The following is an 18,014-nucleotide window of genomic DNA, read 5'->3' as shown; positions in this document are numbered from 1 at the left end:
ACTAATCTGTTACCCGGTGATATTAATTATTACTGGGTAATTTTTTGAAATCGTTTTTTGATCTTTAAGAATGGCTTTTCGTACCAATAATAAGAGGCTGAGGCCAAAGCAATAGTCCCCCCTATAGTTGCTAAATAGATCATTATATTTTCGACAACCATACCTCCGGAAGGTAAATACTTTTTAACCAGATACAAAACCAGGAACAACACAAACTTGTGCAGCAGATATATGCCGTATGAAATTTGGCCAATGTAATCCAGGTATCGGTGATTTAAGGAATAGATACTTGTTTTGGCTTCGCAAAGGTTTACAATAAGCAACGATGACATAAAAGCTATCAAAACATCACCATGAGGGATATCATAATTAATATACAAGCCCAGATAAATAACGTAGGCCACCAGCAATAAAACCTGGAACCATTTTTTAAAGATGACATCAAATAAGACCTGAAATTTAAAATCAAATTCGGGGTGTTTGCTATTGTAGTAAATAACCGCGATGACTGCCCCTATCATCATATTATCATACCGGGCGTAGTACAAAACCAAATGCAGGATTTGGTAAACCCGATTTTCACCAGCCAACTTTCCAAATACTAATTGAATGGTTATAATAAGGACAATAAAAAATAACAAGGCATAAAGAACATGCTTCAGCTTTTTAATCCTGAAAAAGTGTGGATGAAAAATATAAAACTGCTCTTCCGTACCTATTGACCATATAGGATCCATAATAGCAGGCAACAAGTTCAAACAAAAAGCAAGATTAGGTAAAAATAATATAGAGAGCCATAATGCTTTATTTGATCCACCCGGATAAATGAAAAAGCCAAACAAAACTACCAGGAAATATAAGGGCCATATCCTCAAAAGCCTTCGCATGTAGAATGCTTTAAAGTTAACTGCCTTAAAGTTTTTCTTTTCTTCCAGTAATAAATAGGTTATTAAGAACCCACTTAATGAAAAGAAAACGGTTACTCCGATCTTTCCTAAATTAAGCACGTTAAAATGCGGAATACGAGGTATGTTGAAATTAGCCTTGTGTAATTCAATATGCGCTATAACTACCATAAGGGCGGCCAAAGCTCTTATCCCGTTTAAATTGGGGAAGTGTAATTTGGGGCGATTTTTACTCAATGAAACCTGCTTCGTTCCATCATCCATAGCTATTTTATATTACAATTTTAATTTTTAGATAATCTTTTCTGATTAAGAAACAACACTATAAATACTTCTGTATCAATACAACCTTATGTTATAACGTACTCACTAATTCCCGACAAGTTCCTGGTTATACGCTTCATGTAGCTATGGCTTAACTTTTGATAATATTAATTCGTAAACGTATCACAGTCGGTATTAATCATTATACATGAAAAAAATTTCTATTGTTACTGTAAATTTTAATCAGCCGACTGTAACTGAAGATTTGCTTGAATCAATAGAAAAGTTGAACAGCTACAAAAACATCGAAATTATTGTAGTCGACAATGCAAGTATAGCAAATCCCTTACCAGAGTGGTCTTTAAAATATCCTCACGTAATTTTTATACGTTCAGAAATTAACCTGGGTTTTGCAGGGGGAAATAATCTGGGCATTAAAGAAGCAACAGGTGATTATCTTTTTTTAGTCAACAACGATACTGAATTTACTTCCGGGTTGGTAGAAAAATTGGTGCAAGCCATGGATGCAAACACTGAAGTGGGTATGATATCGCCCATGATCAAATATTACAGCGATAAGCAGCTGATACAATATGCCGGTTATACGCCAATGAATTATTATACCTGTCGTAATAGTTGCATTGGATTAAAACAAAAAGATCTGGGTCAATACGATCACATTAGTGGCCCAACTGCCTATTGTCATGGCGCTGCTATGATGATCCGGAAAGAAGCCGTGAATAAAGCCGGGCTAATGAGCGAGAACTATTTTTTATACTACGAAGAAGTGGACTGGAGTGAGCATATCATCAAGGCTGGATACAAAGCCTGGGTTTGTACCGATGCAGTAATCTACCATAAAGAATCAGTTTCTGTAGGCAAGAAAAGTAAACTGAAGGAGTATTTCATGAACCGTAACCGCATACTTTTTATACGCCGGAACGCACCTTTTTTCAAAACGCTGATCTTTTATATTTACTTTTCACTTCTTGTAGTACCCCGCAATTTAATAGCTTATCTCAAAGCTGGTGACAGTCACTTTATTCCTGTACTTTTTAAAGCTGTTTGGTGGAATTTTACCCATTCAAAAAACAGTACCGATTTAGGTTATCCTATTAATACCATTAAATGAAAGTTATATTATCCCTAAGCCTCCTTATCGTATTTTACACCTTTGCCGGGTATGGGTTCCTTTTATATTTTATAATTCGTGTTAAACGGATATTTAAGGGTATTAAAACGGTAGTCGAAGATTTAGACAACCTGCCTACATGTACATTAGTAGTTGCTGCTTATAATGAGGAGGGGTTTATAAAAGATAAAATAGCCAATACCCTTTTATTAAGTTACCCGGCAGGAAAACTAAACCTGCTTTTTATAACAGATGGTTCGTCGGACGATACGCCAAACATCATAGCCCAATATCCACGGATCCAATTATTGCATCAACCACAGCGGGCCGGTAAAATAGCAGCCATCCATCGCGCAATGGAATTTGTACATACCGATGCCGTTGTGTTTACCGATGCTAATACTTTTTTAAATAAAGATGCCTTAATAAAAATATGCAGGCATTACAGTAATGCCACAGTTGGGGCGGTAGCCGGGGAAAAACGTGTACACTTTGATGAAAATGCTGACGCCAGCGCTGCAGGCGAAGGCTTTTATTGGAAGTATGAATCAGCATTAAAAAAATGGGATTCTGAACTTTATTCTGTTGTTGGAGCAGCCGGCGAATTGTTTAGTGTAAGGCGGTCACTGTATCAACCGGTTCCGGCTGATACGGTCTTAGATGATTTTATGATTTCTATGCTGATAGCCCAAAAAGGATACCGGATTATATATGAGCCTGAGGCTTATGCCACCGAAACGGCATCAGAAAATGTAACTGAAGAGTTAAAAAGAAAGATTAGAATAGCTGCCGGAGGAATACAATCTATTTTGCGTTTAAAAAGCCTGTTTAACCCTTTTCTTTACCCTATACTTTCATTTCAATACATCAGTCACCGTGTTTTACGATGGACTATAACCCCTTTTTTATTGATATTGTCATTTGTACTCAATACCCTATTGGCCCTTAAACCAGGGGCAACCGGGTACCAAATACTTTTATTGGCTCAAATATTGTTTTATGTACTTGCCCTGTTAGGCTTTATCATGGAAAAGAAACAACTGCGAATAAAAGTATTATTTATACCATATTATTTTTGTGTGATGAATTATGCGGTTTTGGCCGGTATTATCAGGTATTTTACCAGCAAACAAAGTGCGGTTTGGGAAAAGGCTCAACGTAAACAATAGTTGATGTTTAGATACAATTAAAATATTAAATATATAAAAGCATAAAATCGCTATCCTGAACTGGTTTAAAGTTCCTGCAACTAACTTTAAAATCCAATATGTAAATGGTTTGATCAGCGCAGATAGCTATCCTTGTCAACTCATGAATAATTACAACGGCAACGCATCAGAGGATACAGATCATACACTTCTGGTTAACGAGTTATTTGAGCGTCAGCTAAATAAAACACCTGATGCCACCGCTGTTGTTTATAATGGCGAAAGTATTACCTATGCCCGTTTAAATCAGGTATCAAATAATCTTGCGTCTGTAATTTTAGCTCAAACCTCAGCTTCTGCAATAATTGGTGTAAGCACTCATCGTTGTATTGAAACGATAATTAGTGTATTGGCTATACTTAAAGCCGGTAAAGCATATTTACCTCTTGATCCCGATTATCCAAAAGACAGACTTGAGCAAATCATAGCAGACTCTGGCATCGATACCTGTATAGTTACCAAAAACCAGGAACGTTTCTTTGAAGAACTATCCATTAGTATACTGTTAAGCGATAAAACTTACCCTGAAGTTGATTCATCACCGCCTATAGCAAATCCTGCCGGAGCTTATGTGTTGTATACTTCCGGGTCGACAGGCAAACCAAAAGGCGTGTTAATGGGACACGCAGCTTTGGTAAATCTTTTACTGTGGCAAAAAGATAATTCTACATCCGCGTCAGATTCACGTACCCTGCAATTTGCTCCGCTTACTTTCGATGTATCCTTTCAGGAGATCTTCGCCACATTAACCACCGGCGGTACGCTGGTACTTGTAAATGACGACCTGAGGATAGATCCGGTTCAATTACTACAGTATATTGAAACACATTCTGTAAACCGGATCTTTTTACCTTTTGTAGTTCTTCAGTATTTAACAGAAGCCGCTATTGCCAATAATCTTATCCCGGCTTGTTTGCAAGAGATCATGACTGCTGGCGAACAATTGAAAATAACCCCTCAGATCATCAACTTTTTTAAGGCTCTGCCAGGCTGTATATTATATAATCAATATGGCCCTACAGAGACTCATGTGGTAACACAACTAAAGTTAAATGGTGATGCTTCGCTATGGCCATTTTTGCCAACCATTGGAACCCCTATCAACCATACAGACATCCTTATACTTGATGAAAATTTTACCAGGCTACCTGACGGGGAAACCGGCGAACTTTGCGTTGCCGGTATCAGTTTGGCGGAAGGCTATTTAAATAACCCTGAACTAACAACCGAAAAGTTCATCAGCTGGCAAAAATCGACAGACAAAATAACCCGTATTTACCGTACCGGGGATCTTGCCCGCTATTTACCAGATGGCACTATTGAATACTTAGGAAGAAAAGACACCCAGGTAAAGATCAGGGGAAACCGCGTAGAATTAGGCGAGATAGAAGTATTGCTAAACCAGCTTGAAAACATCAGACAGGCGGTAGTTATAGCTGGTGAAGATACCGCAGGGCAAAAACGCCTTCTGGCTTATCTGGTGGCTTCTGATGAGTTGCAAAGTACAAATAAAGTGCGCCAGCATTTGGAGAAGCATCTACCGGATTTTATGCTTCCTTCGGCTTATGTTTGGCTAAATGAGTTACCCAAAACCACCAGTGGTAAAGTAGATCGGAAGGCATTGCCAAAAGCTAACCTGCAAAGACCGGAGCTTTCCACATTGTACAGATCACCAGCTACGGCAATCGAGAGAAATATTACTTCTGTTTGGACAAGCTTATTGCAACTGGACAGAATTGGTGCAGATGATAATTTTTTTGAGCTTGGCGGTAATTCCTTACTGGCCTTAAAAACAATTGCAGAATTAAAACAACAGTATAATTACGCCATTGCTGTAACCAAGCTTTACCAATACCCCACTGTGGCTGGTTTAGCGGATTTACTAAATGGTACAAATAAGACAAAACCTCTTTCAATACGTAAGAAAGATAAGGATAACAATACCAACCGGGATGTAGCGATCATAGGTATGGCTGGCAGGTTTCCTGGGGCTAATACGATTGATGAATTTTGGGAGTTATTAGCCGAAGGTCGCGAAACAACCAGTTTTTTTAGTGTTGATGAAATAGATAAACATATTCCATCTGCTGTAAAAACCAACCCTGCCTATGTAAAAGCCCGTGGCATTATTGATGGAGCTGACAAATTTGACGCCGAATTTTTTGGTTTCAATCCCCGGTCGGCTGAGTTGATGGATCCCCAACATCGCGTATTTTTAGAGATAGCCTGGGAAGTGTTGGAAAAAACCGGGCATCTACCGGAAAGATACATTGGAACGATTGGCGTTTTTGCAGGATGCGGGTATAATACCTATTATGATAATAATGTTTTAACCAATCCCGACATAGTAGAAAAGACCGGGCGTTTCCAGGTAAGGTTGCTGAACGAAAAAGATTATATAGCCACTCGTACCGCATATCAGTTAAACTTACAAGGTCCGGCAGTAGCGGTCTACGCAGCTTGTTCTACATCCTTATTAGCAGTGGTACAAGCGGTAAACAGTATACGTGACGGACAATGTGATGTAGCTATTGCCGGTGCGGCATCCATCACATCGCCTATAAAAAGCGGGCATCTTTATGAAGAAGGATCGATCATGAGCAGCGATGGTCATTGCCGTCCGTTTGACTCATCAGCAACTGGTACGGTTTTCAGTGATGGCGCAGGTGTTGTTCTTTTAAAAAATCTCGAAGATGCGCTGCATGACGGTGATACTATCTATGGTGTTATAAAAGGCGTTGGCGTTAATAATGATGGCGCTGTAAAAAGTAGTTTCAGTGGCCCAAGCGCACAAGGACAAGCTGGGGCTATTGCCACAGCTATTGATGATGCTGGAGTTGAAGCTTCTTCCATCGGTTATATCGAAGCTCACGGAACTGCCACTCCCCTGGGTGATCCCATTGAAATGCAAGGTTTAAATCTTGCTTTTGGCGAACAGGATAAAAAGCAATTTTGCGCTATTGGTTCCGTAAAAAGCAATATGGGGCATCTTACCGCGGCTTCTGGTGTAGCCGGTCTTATTAAAACGGTATTATCTCTTCGTAATAAGCAAATCCCTCCTTCCCTGTTTTATCAGCACATTAACCCTAATATTGATATTGAAGATACCCCTTTCTATGTAAATGCGAAGCTAAAACCCTGGAATAGTAACGCCATCAGGCGCGCAGGTGTAAGTTCATTCGGGGTAGGCGGAACCAATGTTCATGTGGTCATAGAAGAATTCGAATCCAGGACAGCACCTAAAGGCAAAGAAAAACCATGGAAACTATTCTGTTGGTCGGCAAAAACGGAGAATAGTCTTAATAATTATGCTCAAAGGATAAGCAAGTATATTTCACAGCAGGCAAATATCGATTTGAACGATGTTGCCTATACACTGCAAACCACAAGAGCCGGGTTTAATTTCCGCAGGTTTATGGTCGTGGCTGATAATGATGAATTACTGGCTAAACTGGACACGCTGCAAGTTGATCCTTCGGCTTACAAAAACCTAAAAGCAGGGATAAGTGGCATTGTGTTTATGTTTCCGGGACAAGGCTCGCAGTATGCTGAAATGGGTATGGATCTTTATCAGAACGAGCCTGTTTTTGCTAACGCGGTTAATGAATGCATAACCTTGCTACAAGGAACGATACATGAAAACCTGTTACAGGTTATGTATCCTGAAACGCCTGGTAGTCAATCGCTCGAAAAAATAAAACAAACACTAAACGCCCAGCCAGCCATATTTATCCTGGAATATGCCATGGCCAAATTATGGATGAGCTGGGGTATACAACCCGAGGTTTTAATTGGCCATAGTATTGGTGAATTTGTAGCGGCGCATTTAGCAGGGATCTTTAGCCTTAAGGATGCTTTGACCATGATATCTGAAAGGGCGAGGTTAGTAAATGACGTGTTGAAAGGCAGCATGTTATCTGTAAGATTAACAGTTGATCAACTTAACGAACTGTTGCCCGAAGGCTTATCCATAGCTGCCATTAACAGCCGTAAATTATGCGTGGCAGCAGGCCCGGATAAACTGATCAATAAATTTGCCGATAATTTATCTGTAAAAGGTATTCCAAGCCGCTTGCTGGTAACCAGCCATGCCTTCCATTCATCTATGATGGATGAAGTTATTGCCCCGTTTGAAGCAGTAGTAAGATCAATAAAATTAAACGCTCCTGTAAAACCCATAGTATCAACTGTAACCGGTTATTGGATGAGCGCTGCAGAAGCCACCGACCCCAATTATTGGGCACAACATCTACGTAAAACTGTTCGCTTTGCCGACGGCTTGGATACCTTGCTGGAGGATGAAAACAGACTTTTCCTGGAAGTTGGGCCGGGAAATATATTGGCTGCATTAACGCGCCAGCATACTGCCGGCAGGAATGTCACTGCCATAGCCGGATTTGAAAAAACGGAGACCCTAAGTGAAGAGTATTCCCTGCTTAAGGCTCAGGGACAGCTTTGGTTAAACGGATTAGAACTCAACTGGGATGCAATTTATCAAGGCCAGAATAGAAAAAAGATCGACTTGCCAACGTACGCGTTTGACCATAAACAATATTGGCTCGAACCGGCTATCGCTATCAATAAGGTTGAAACAGCAGCCAATGTCTTAGTACAACAAACAGAAAACACTATCACGCAAACTACACCGATGAGAAAAGATATTTTAATTCATCAACTAAAAGAAATATTTGAAGATGCGGCAGGCATCGAAATTGATACGGCCAATACGGGTTTGAGTTTTATTGAACTTGGATTCGATTCTCTTTCGCTGACGCAGATTGCTACGAACCTTAAAAAGACATTTAATATACCAATCACTTTCAGAAAGTTATTTGAAGAGTATAATAGTTTAAACCTGTTGGCATCTTACCTTGATGCAAACCTGCCTGCTGAGGTATTACAATCAGAAGTTGTTGCGCCCGTAGCAGCATCGCAACAACAAACATTTACTCCTTTGCCCGTAAATAACGGCACAGGAAGTAATGATCTGATCATCGGTTTAATATCACAGCAATTACAGTTACTTACTAATCAGCTGGCACTGATACAAAATGGTGGTAGTATTCAGCCATCGACGGCTATTCAAAACCATAATACACCTGCCATAACTCCTGCAAAACCGCAGCAGGTGACGTACGAGCTTACACCGGAAGAACAGATAGAGCTAAAAAAACCTTTTGGTGCCACCGCCCGCATTGAAAAGCAAACGCTGGGATTGGATGATAAACAAACGGCATTTTTAAGAGATCTAACTATACAGTACAATGCTAAAACCAAAGCCAGCAAAGCGCAAACACAAAAAGACCGCACATATATGGCCGACCCGAGAGTTGTTAGTGGTTTCAGGCCTTTAACTAAAGAAATTGTATACCCTTTGGTGGTTAATCGCTCCAAAGGCAGCCATGTATGGGACATTGATGGTAATGAATACATCGACGCTTTGAATGGCTTTGGGTCAAACTTTTTAGGTTATCAAACAGATTACCTGAAGAAAGCGGTTCTGGAACAGGTTGAAAAAGGCTATGAAATAGGTCCGCAGCATGAACTTGCCGGCGAAGTTTGCAAACTGATCACTGAATTTACCAATTTTGACCGTGCAGCACTTTGTAATACGGGTTCCGAGGCTGTTCTGGGTGCTATGCGTATAGCCCGTACCGTTACTGGGCGGTCGCTAATTGTAGCTTTTAGCGGGTCTTATCATGGTATTAACGATGAAGTGATTGTCCGTGGAACCAAAAAACTAAAAACAGTGCCGGCTGCACCAGGCATTATGCCCGAAGTAGTACAAAATATGCTGATACTGGATTATGGCACAGAAGAATCTTTAAAAATAATAGCCGAACGGGCACACGAATTGGCAGCGGTACTGGTAGAACCTGTCCAAAGCCGGAGACCGGAATTTCAGCCCATTGCTTTCTTAAAAAAAGTACGGGAGATAACGCATCAATCAGAAACTGTTTTAATATTTGACGAAGCGATAACCGGTTTCCGGATGCATCCGGGTGGTGCACAGGCTTTGTTTGGAATCAAGGCCGATCTGGGTACTTACGGAAAAGTAATTGGTGGCGGCATGCCCATCGGCGCAATAGCGGGTATCAGCAAGTATATGGATGCTTTAGATGGCGGAAACTGGCAATATGGGGATGACTCTACCCCAGAAGCTGGTGTTACTTACTTTGCTGGTACATTCGTTCGCCACCCTTTGGCATTGGCAGCAGGCAGGGCTTCATTATTGCACATGAAGGAACAAGGTCCGGCACTTCAAGAGGGTCTTAATACTCGTACCAAACGATTGGCCGATGCTTTAAATGCCATTTGCGAGCAGTATGCCATTCCATTATATGTACCTTATTTTGGTTCGTTGTGGAAAATAAAATTCAAATATGAACTGGCTTATGGTGAGTTGTTATTTACCCTGATGAGATTAAAAGGCATCCATATCTGGGATCTTTTCCCTTGTTTTTTAACTACGGCCCATACTGATGAAGAGGTAGATCAGATCATCAATAAATTTGGCGAAAGCGTTGTAGAATTGATAAAAGCAGGGTTTATGCCCTCAGAAAAACTTCAGCAAACCAGTATTGCACAAAATGGATTGCCAACAACCTCTCCTGTTCCAGGTGCAAAACTTGGTCGGGATAAAGATGGAAATCCGGGCTGGTTTATCAATGACGAAGAAAATCCGGGAAAGTATTTACAGGTAAAAGTTAGCAACAACTGATTTGGACAATATCTATACATACGATACTATTCCCGTTGAATTTGATCCCTTTGCCGGGCCTAAGTTACTGAGTTTAGCCCATTCAACGGAATCACAGCTGGAGATCTGGACATCATGCCTTATTGGTGGCGATGCGGCTAACTGTGCTTATAATGAATCGTTTTCGTTATTATTTTCAGGTACACTTAATCGGGATGCCATGCTCCAGGCGCTTCAGGAACTCATCAACCGGCATGAAGCGCTCCGCTCTTGCTTTAGCGCTGATGGTAAATACATCTGCATTTATAAGGAGTTACCCTTTGAGATTGATTACCAGGATGTATCTGACTGGTCAGCCCAAAAACAACAGCTTTTTATTGAGGATCAAAATCAGCAAAACGCATTAACGCCATTTAATCTGGTAACCGGCCCACTGTTTAAAACAACACTGATCAAGTTAACCAGCGACAAATATCTTTTAACCTTCATCGCCCATCACATCATTTGTGACGGATGGTCTATAGGTATCCTGATGCAGGATCTTGGTAAACTTTATAATGCCTTTATCAACAATGAATATCCGCAATTACCGCCGGCACCTCTTTTTAGTAACTACTCGGCAGATCAATTAGCATTTGAGCAAACTCCTGAATATAGAAGCACTGAAGCTTATTGGCTGAATCAATTTAAAGACAGCAGTCATATACTAAATATCCCTACCGATCTGCCACGCCCTACTCTACGTACCTATAAAAGTCACCGGGATGATTTTAGCCTAAATAGTGAATTAGCCTCATCGCTCAAAAAACTGGCTAAAAATCATGGCAGCAGCTTTGTAACCACCTTGTTGGCAGCATTTGAAATTTTTCTGCAACGTTTAACCGGACAGGATGAGATCATTTTAGGTTTGCCTGCCGCAGGGCAGTCGGCTACCGGCAATTATGGTTTAGTTGGTCATTGTGTTAATCTGCTTGCGTTAAGAAGCTTCCCGAAAGGTGAACTTTCATTTAAAAGTTATTTAAAACAACGTACGTCAGCTATTTTAGATGCCTATGAGCATCAGCAATATACATTTGGCAGCCTGCTCAAAAACTTGAATATTGCGCGTGATGCTTCCCGGATACCCCTGGTACCGGCAATGTTTAACATTGACATGGGGCTCGATGATGATGTAAACTTTGATGGCTTACAGCATCATTTGATAAGCAATCCGCGAGAATACGAAAGCTTCGAGCTATTTGTCAATATTTCCGGGCGGGATGAATCGCTTACCTTAGAGTGGTCATATAATACGCAGTTATTCAAATCATCAACCATCGCTAATATGATGGATGATTTTGAATTTTTACTAGAGCAACTGGTAAACAATCCCGATATACTCATTGCCGATATTCCTTTTAAAAATTCGCAGAAACTCATTAACCAGTTAAATAGCTGGAATAATACGTTTGCTGTTTATCCAAAAGATAAAGGCCTTCACGATTTGATTAGCCAACGTTCACAAGAATCTGTTGATCAAATAGCTATAAAGTTCGCAGAGCAGTCGCTTACCTATAAACAGTTGAATGAAAGGGCCAACCAACTGGCGGCATTACTGATCAATGAAGGAGTTAAAAAAGGAGATAAAGTAGCATTTGTGCTTGATCGTTCGGCACAATTGGTTGTGGTTATGCTGGGTATCATGAAAATCGGCGCCGTATACGTTCCGGTAGATCCGCAGTTTCCTTTAAACCGCATTAACCACATGCTGACCGACTCTGATGCTGTGTTGCTTATTACCTCTAAAGATTATAAAGAACGATACCAATCATCCGCAAAAGAACTACTGGTTGATAATATATGGCCTTTGCTTCATCAATACCCGGTAAGCGATGTCGATGTGGAAGTAAATGGTGAAGACCTGGTTTATATATTATATACCTCCGGCTCAACAGGGTTACCCAAGGGCGTACAGATTGCCCATCATAACCTGGTTAATTTTTTGTGTAGCATGCAAAAAGCACCAGGCATTACTGCTGCAGATAAACTACTGGCAGTAACCACGGTAAGCTTTGATATTTCGGGTCTGGAGTTATTTTTACCACTCATCAGCGGTGCACAGGTGATCATTGCCGATAGCGCAGAAGCCAAAGACGGACGGACTTTACTGAATATGATCAGGAAAGAAGGTATTACCATCATGCAAGCTACGCCATATACCTGGCGTATTATGCTCGAAGGCGGCTGGGATAGTTCAACCCCATTTAAAGTTATTTGCGGTGGCGAGGCATTGCCGAAAGAACTGGCTGAAAAAATAACCGCAAGGGCAGAAAGCTTATGGAACGTTTATGGACCTACCGAAACCACTATATGGTCAACCGTAAAACAAATTAAGGCTGATGACGGCATTATCACCATTGGCCGGCCTATTGATAATACAGCCATTTATATTTTAGATAAGTATCTGAATCCATTACCCGCCGGAACGGCCGGCGAAATATACATTAGTGGAGATGGTGTGGCCAAAGGTTATTTAAATCAACCAGCGTTAACCGCCGAAAAGTTCATTGCCGATCCTTTTTCCAAAATCGCTGGCAGTAAAATGTACCGAACCGGTGATCTGGGTAAATTCCTTGAAAATGGAGAAATAGAATGCCTTGGCCGGATTGATTCGCAGATAAAAATACGGGGTTATCGCATCGAGACGGGTGAGATTGAATATCACCTGGTTAATCAATATAACATCAAAGAAGCCATAGTTTTGGCCCAGCCCGATAAAAATGGGATCGATAAGCTGGTGGCTTATGTAGTTATTGAAGACAATTACAAGGCCGGGTCTGAAAAAAAAAAAAAAAAAAAAAAAAAAAAAAAAAAAAAAAAAAAAAAAAAAAAAAAAAAAAAAAAAAAAAAAATTAAGAAGAAGAAGAAGAAGAAGAAGAAGAAGAAGAAGAAGAAGAAGAAGAAGAAGAAGAAGAAGAAGAAGAAGAAGAAGAAGAAGAAGAAGAAGAAGAAGAAGAAGAAGAAGAAGAAGAAGAAGAAGAAAAAAAAAAAAAAAAAAAAAAAAAAAAAAAAAAAAAAAAAAAAAAAAAAAAAAAAAAAAAAAAAAAAAAAAAAAAAAAAAAAAATTTTTTTTTTTTTTTTTTTTTTTTTTTTTTTTTTTTTTTTTTTTTTTTTTTTTTTTTTTTTTTTTTTTTTTTTTTTTTTTTTTTTTTTTTTTTTTTTTTTTTTTTTTTTTTTTTTTTTTTTTTTTTTTTTTTTTTTTTTTTTTTTTTTTTTTTTTTTTTTTTTTTTTTTTTTTTTTTTTTTTTTTTTAAAAAAAAAAAAAAAAAAAAAAAAAAAAAAAAAAAAAAAAAAAAAAAAAAAAAAAAAAAAAAAAAAAAAAAAAAAAAAAAAAAAAAAAAAAAAAAAAAAAAAAAAAAAAAAAAAAAAAAAAAAAAAAAAAAAAAAAAAAAAAAAATTTTTTTTTTTTTTTTTTTTTTTTTTTTTTTTTTTTTTTTTTTTTTTTTTTTTTTTTTTTTTTTTTTTTTTTTTTTTTTTTTTTTTTTTTTTTTTTTTTTTTTTTTTTTTTTTTCTAAATAGATGAAATGAACATACTTGCCGAAAAACATTATAAATTAGAGGCCCGGAATATTTCAATTGAATTATTCAGAGCGGAGGATCGTACTTTTTATTTGGATGATTTTGAATACCTTGGTTGGAAGCCGTATGCCTTAAAAGGAGTTAACATACATAAAATACCAGGTGGACATAATACCATTTTTAAAGCGCCTAATGATAAAATATTTGCAAGCATATTACAAAACTGCCTAAACAAAGCCGAACCTAAACAACTGTAGTTATGTGTTTAATTAAAGTTCATATCAAATACGACGATGACATTAATTGGCAAAACGGAGCGGATTGTGATTATAAATTAAGGGATGGCCAGGTTGATGTCTGGCGCATCAGGATCAGTTCAAACCTGGCATTTATCGATGATTTTTTTAAAGTATTGTTACCGGATGAAATAATAAGGGCCAATCGTTATGTACAAAAAAAAGACAAGCTCCGGTTTGTAGTGAGTCGTGGTGCATTGCGCTGCTTGCTAAGTAAATATACCAATCAACCAGCCACCACCATTAAATTCATTGTCAGCGCTAACAAGAAACCTTATATACATCAACAAGATTTAAAGTATAATGTATCTCATGCCGGTGATTGGGTTTTAATTGCCATATCAAACACAGAGGTTGGTATTGATACGGAAGAGATAGATTCTTCTTTTAGTTATAAAGAGATCCTTGCTGATTATTTTAGTAAAGATGAGATTAATTATATAGCCCACCAGGGCTCAATTAACAGCTTTTTTTTACTCTGGACACGTAAGGAAGCCTTAACCAAAGCAACCGCCATTGGTTTAGACAACAACCTGAAACACATCCCGAGCTTAAATGGTGATCATGAATTGGATGGGGGCATACTGGCCTCATGCGGCAATTGGAAAATGAACAGCTTTAAAACCGACGAAAATAATCTGGCCAGCCTGGCCACCGAAATAACAGCCGGGCATACGATGTATTGGGATGTTAACTTTGAAAACTATTTACCGGGCTTTAAACAATCCGTATTTTAATATACAAAAAATAGCCCTTACTCCATCTTTCCAGCCTATCTTTTTACCTTCCTCATAGGTACGACCATAATAAGATATACCCACTTCATAGATCCGGATCTTGGGAATACGGGAAATTTTGATGGTTACCTCCGGCTCAAAACCAAAACGTTTTTCGGTAAGCGGAATACCTTGTATCATTTGCGTGTTAAACAACTTATAACAGGTTTCCATATCAGTAAGGTTTAAGTTGGAAAACATGTTAGAAGCAAACGTAAGCCATCTGTTCCCAATTGTATGCCAAAAGAATAATATCCGGTGCGGGTTACTGCCCATAAACCTCGAACCATAAACCACATCAGCAAAACCAGAAACTACAGGTTTTAACAAATCATTATACTCCGCCGGATCATATTCAAGGTCAGCATCCTGAATAATGAGATAATCGCCCGTTGCTTTTGAGATCCCTGTATGCAATGCGGCTCCTTTACCTTTGTTTACTTCATGCTTAAAGTATTGTATATCAAGGTCGGGATTTGTTTGCTGATAGGTAGCTATGGCCAGCTCGGTATTATCCTTTGAACAATCATTCACAATAATGATCTCTTTCTGAATATCATTTACAAGGTTTACCTCTTTAATTTTATCCAAAATCAAATGTATCGTGTTACCTTCGTTATAAGCGGGGATGATAATTGATAGTTTTTGTATGGTCATTATTGTTTTTGTGATCAAACTTTGCTTTGTTATATATTTATACTTCGGTATAAGCTTATTATATCTTTATTGAAAATATTTTTAATGCAAGCCGTACTAAAACGAGTCAAAATTTACTTAAAAAAACCAAAAGTAATATTAATACTCATATTTCTGACTGTTTTAACCCTGTTGTTTTGGTTTTGTTTGCCAGATCCACTATTTAAAAGTCCTACATCGTATGTTATTGATGATAGTAACGGGCAATTATTAGCTGCGTCTATTGCCGGCGATGGTCAATGGCGCTTTCCCTATAACGACAGCGTGCCCTATAAATTTAAGCAATGTATTATAGCTTTTGAAGATAAACGCTTTGAACATCACCCTGGATTTGACCCTTTAGCCTTTGGACGAGCTTTAAAACAAAATATCTTATCAAAAAAAGTTACCAGTGGCGGCAGCACCATAACCATGCAGGTTATCAGACTGGCAACCCGGCATAAGCGTAATATCTGGAATAAACTTTTAGAAATATTTATGGCCTTGCGATTGGAGCTTACCCAAAGTAAAAATGAAGTATTGGCGCTATATACCAGCAATGCTCCATTTGGTACCAATGTAATAGGCTTGGATGCCGCCTCATGGCGATACTATGGGCGGGGACCTGATAAATTATCATGGGGAGAAATGGCAGCGATGGCCGTTCTGCCAAACTCCCCATCATTGGTGCATCCCGGCAGAAACAGGCTTATATTGCTCAGGAAGCGAAATTTACTACTTCAGCGTCTCTATAAGGAAGGCATTATTGATAGCACTACCAAAGCTTTGGCAGAACTTGAACCCGTGCCTGATCGCCCGGTGCCCTTACCGCAACAAGCTCCGCACCTGCTTCAACGTTTTAAAAACGACCATCAACATCATCCCGATGGTGATACACGGTTACAAACGAGTATAAATTCGGCGTTGCAACAGCAGGTTAATGATATTCTGGAACAGCACCATCAGCTTCTAAAAGCCAATGATATTAACAACATAGCAGCAATTGTTTTAGATGTAGAAACAGGAGCCACACTGGCTTATGCCGGTAATATAGCACACCGCGAAGATCCACAGATGGAAAGTGACGTAGATGTAATTGACGCCCCGCGCAGCCCCGGCAGCACACTGAAACCCCTGTTATATGCCTCGATGCTACACAGTGGCTTAATATTACCCAATAGCCTGCTACCTGATGTACCTACACTGATAGCGGGTTATCACCCGGAAAATTTTGACCTGGGATATGATGGCGCTGTACCGGCATCGCGCGCGTTATCCCGGTCGTTAAATGTTCCTGCTGTAAAAATGCTGCAGCAATTTAAATACGAACGTTTTTATGATTTTTTGCAAAAATCAGGTATTACTACCTTAACCAAACCGGCCGATCATTATGGCTTGTCGCTGATACTGGGCGGTGGTGAAAATACCCTGTGGGAATTGAGCGGGGCTTATGCGGATATGGCCCGTGTGCTCAACCATTACAACAGATACCATGGTCAATATAATCCAGCTGATTACCACAGCCCTGTTTATAGTCTGCCTGAGAAAGTTATAAAACCCAATTTGGAAAAAAACGGTTTGTTGGATGCGGCGTCTATATATTATACTTTTCAGGCAATGGAAGAAGTGATGCGGCCTGGCGAAGAAATGCTGTGGCAACAATTCAGCTCTACCCAGCGTGTAGCATGGAAAACCGGTACCAGCTTTGGCTTTCGCGATGGATGGGCAATAGGCATCACTCCCCGGTATGTAGTTGGTGTATGGGTAGGTAATACAGATGGCGAAGGCCGGCCTGGATTAACGGGTATCAATACAGCTGCCCCTGCCCTGTTCGAGATTTTCAGATTGTTACCCGTATCGCGCGATTGGTTTGAAATGCCAACCAGCGAAATGGTAAAAATAAAGGTATGCCATCAAAGCGGTTACCGGGCTGGTCAGTATTGTGATAATACCGATGATATGCTGGTACCTAAAGCAGGACTTAAAGCACCGGTTTGCCCTTATCACAAACTCATACATCTATCTGCTGATGGCCGATACCAGGTGAATGGTAACTGCGAATCGCCGGATAATATAGTAAACAGGAAATGGTTTGTGCTGCCCCCTTCTATGGAATACTACTATAAAGCCAGAGATTATCAATATCATGTATTACCACCATTCAGACCTGGGTGCGCTCAGGCAGAAAATGGTAATGCCATGGAGGTTATCTATCCCAAAGATGACGCTAAAATATATGTACCCCTCGAGGCTGACGGCAGCAGGGGCCGGATGATCTGTAATGCAGCCCATCGCGTTCCCGGTATGAAAATATTCTGGCACCTTGATGACCAGTATGTTGGCGAAACACAGGATTTTCACCAAATGTCACTGAATCCCCCACCCGGCAAACACATCCTTACCCTGGTTGATGGAAACGGTAATACCATCAACATAGGTTTTGAGATATTAAGTAAATGATGTGCTTTAGCAGTAAGCATACCCGCTTAAATAAGCTGAT

At 39.4% G+C, this 18,014-nt stretch carries 8 protein-coding genes and 2 pseudogenes; 8 read left to right on the top strand and 2 right to left on the bottom strand.

The genetic code is table 11. The features are described 5' to 3' along the window. Positions 1 to 29: 29 nt before the first annotated feature. Positions 30 to 1,169 (bottom strand): acyltransferase family protein, encoded by a 1,140-nt coding sequence (locus ACNURT_RS13990; RefSeq protein WP_419698193.1) that lies wholly within the window; start codon positions 1,167 to 1,169, stop codon positions 30 to 32. Positions 1,170 to 1,377: 208 nt separating this feature from the next. On the opposite strand from ACNURT_RS13990, the gene ACNURT_RS13985 reads away from it, so the two are divergent. From ACNURT_RS13985 to ACNURT_RS13955, 7 genes and pseudogenes are all read left to right on the top strand, one after another. Beyond that, entirely contained in the window at positions 1,378 to 2,301 is a 924-nt protein-coding gene (locus tag ACNURT_RS13985; RefSeq protein WP_419698192.1) for a glycosyltransferase family 2 protein, read from the top strand. After that, positions 2,298 to 3,470: a glycosyltransferase family 2 protein gene (locus tag ACNURT_RS13980; protein ID WP_419698191.1), complete on the top strand. Its 1,173-nt coding sequence runs from the start codon at positions 2,298 to 2,300 to the stop codon at positions 3,468 to 3,470. The genes ACNURT_RS13985 and ACNURT_RS13980 overlap by 4 nt, the downstream gene beginning before the upstream one ends. Before the next feature lie 142 nt (positions 3,471 to 3,612). Then, the gene (locus tag ACNURT_RS13975) at positions 3,613 to 10,230 is read left to right on the top strand and encodes an amino acid adenylation domain-containing protein (protein WP_419698190.1); all 6,618 of its coding nucleotides are present in this window, start codon (positions 3,613 to 3,615) and stop codon (positions 10,228 to 10,230) included. Position 10,231: 1 nt separating this feature from the next. Next, positions 10,232 to 12,937 (top strand): annotated as a pseudogene (locus ACNURT_RS13970) (non-ribosomal peptide synthetase); the annotation flags it as partial. Positions 12,938 to 13,580: 643 nt separating this feature from the next. Continuing rightward, positions 13,581 to 13,763, top strand: a pseudogene (locus ACNURT_RS13965) (hypothetical protein); the annotation flags it as partial. Between the two features lie 9 nt (positions 13,764 to 13,772). Further along, on the top strand, positions 13,773 to 14,024 hold the full coding sequence (locus ACNURT_RS13960; protein WP_419698189.1) for a hypothetical protein: 252 nt from the start codon (positions 13,773 to 13,775) through the stop codon (positions 14,022 to 14,024). A gap of 2 nt (positions 14,025 to 14,026) precedes the next feature. Further along, complete coding sequence (locus ACNURT_RS13955; protein WP_419698188.1) at positions 14,027 to 14,800, top strand: 4'-phosphopantetheinyl transferase family protein; 774 nt, start codon at positions 14,027 to 14,029, stop codon at positions 14,798 to 14,800. Here ACNURT_RS13955 and ACNURT_RS13950 read toward each other — a convergent pair. After that, positions 14,771 to 15,496: a glycosyltransferase family 2 protein gene (locus tag ACNURT_RS13950; protein ID WP_419698187.1), complete on the bottom strand. Its 726-nt coding sequence runs from the start codon at positions 15,494 to 15,496 to the stop codon at positions 14,771 to 14,773. The genes ACNURT_RS13955 and ACNURT_RS13950 overlap by 30 nt on opposite strands. Before the next feature lie 186 nt (positions 15,497 to 15,682). Between ACNURT_RS13950 and pbpC the strand changes: the two genes are divergently transcribed. Continuing rightward, a complete protein-coding gene (gene pbpC, locus ACNURT_RS13945) occupies positions 15,683 to 17,974 on the top strand; it encodes a penicillin-binding protein 1C (RefSeq protein ID WP_419698186.1) in 2,292 nt (763 codons plus the stop codon). The last annotated feature ends 40 nt before the right edge of the window (positions 17,975 to 18,014 follow it).

Source organism: Mucilaginibacter sp. NFX135 (assembly GCF_048565145.1).
GTDB lineage: Bacteria > Bacteroidota > Bacteroidia > Sphingobacteriales > Sphingobacteriaceae > Mucilaginibacter.
Note: the sequence above shows the minus strand (reverse complement) of the source record. Positions and strands in the feature narration are given on the sequence as shown.

Bases quoted from the DNA above. Each gene is read 5' to 3' on its own strand.
- ACNURT_RS13990 (WP_419698193.1), bottom strand. From the start codon at position 1,169: ATGGATGATGGAACGAAGCAGGTTTCATTGAGTAAAAATCGCCCCAAA.
- ACNURT_RS13985 (WP_419698192.1), top strand. From the start codon at position 1,378: ATGAAAAAAATTTCTATTGTTACTGTAAATTTTAATCAGCCGACTGTA.
- ACNURT_RS13980 (WP_419698191.1), top strand. From the start codon at position 2,298: ATGAAAGTTATATTATCCCTAAGCCTCCTTATCGTATTTTACACCTTT.
- ACNURT_RS13975 (WP_419698190.1), top strand. From the start codon at position 3,613: ATGAATAATTACAACGGCAACGCATCAGAGGATACAGATCATACACTT.
- ACNURT_RS13960 (WP_419698189.1), top strand. From the start codon at position 13,773: ATGAACATACTTGCCGAAAAACATTATAAATTAGAGGCCCGGAATATT.
- ACNURT_RS13955 (WP_419698188.1), top strand. From the start codon at position 14,027: ATGTGTTTAATTAAAGTTCATATCAAATACGACGATGACATTAATTGG.
- ACNURT_RS13950 (WP_419698187.1), bottom strand. From the start codon at position 15,496: ATGACCATACAAAAACTATCAATTATCATCCCCGCTTATAACGAAGGT.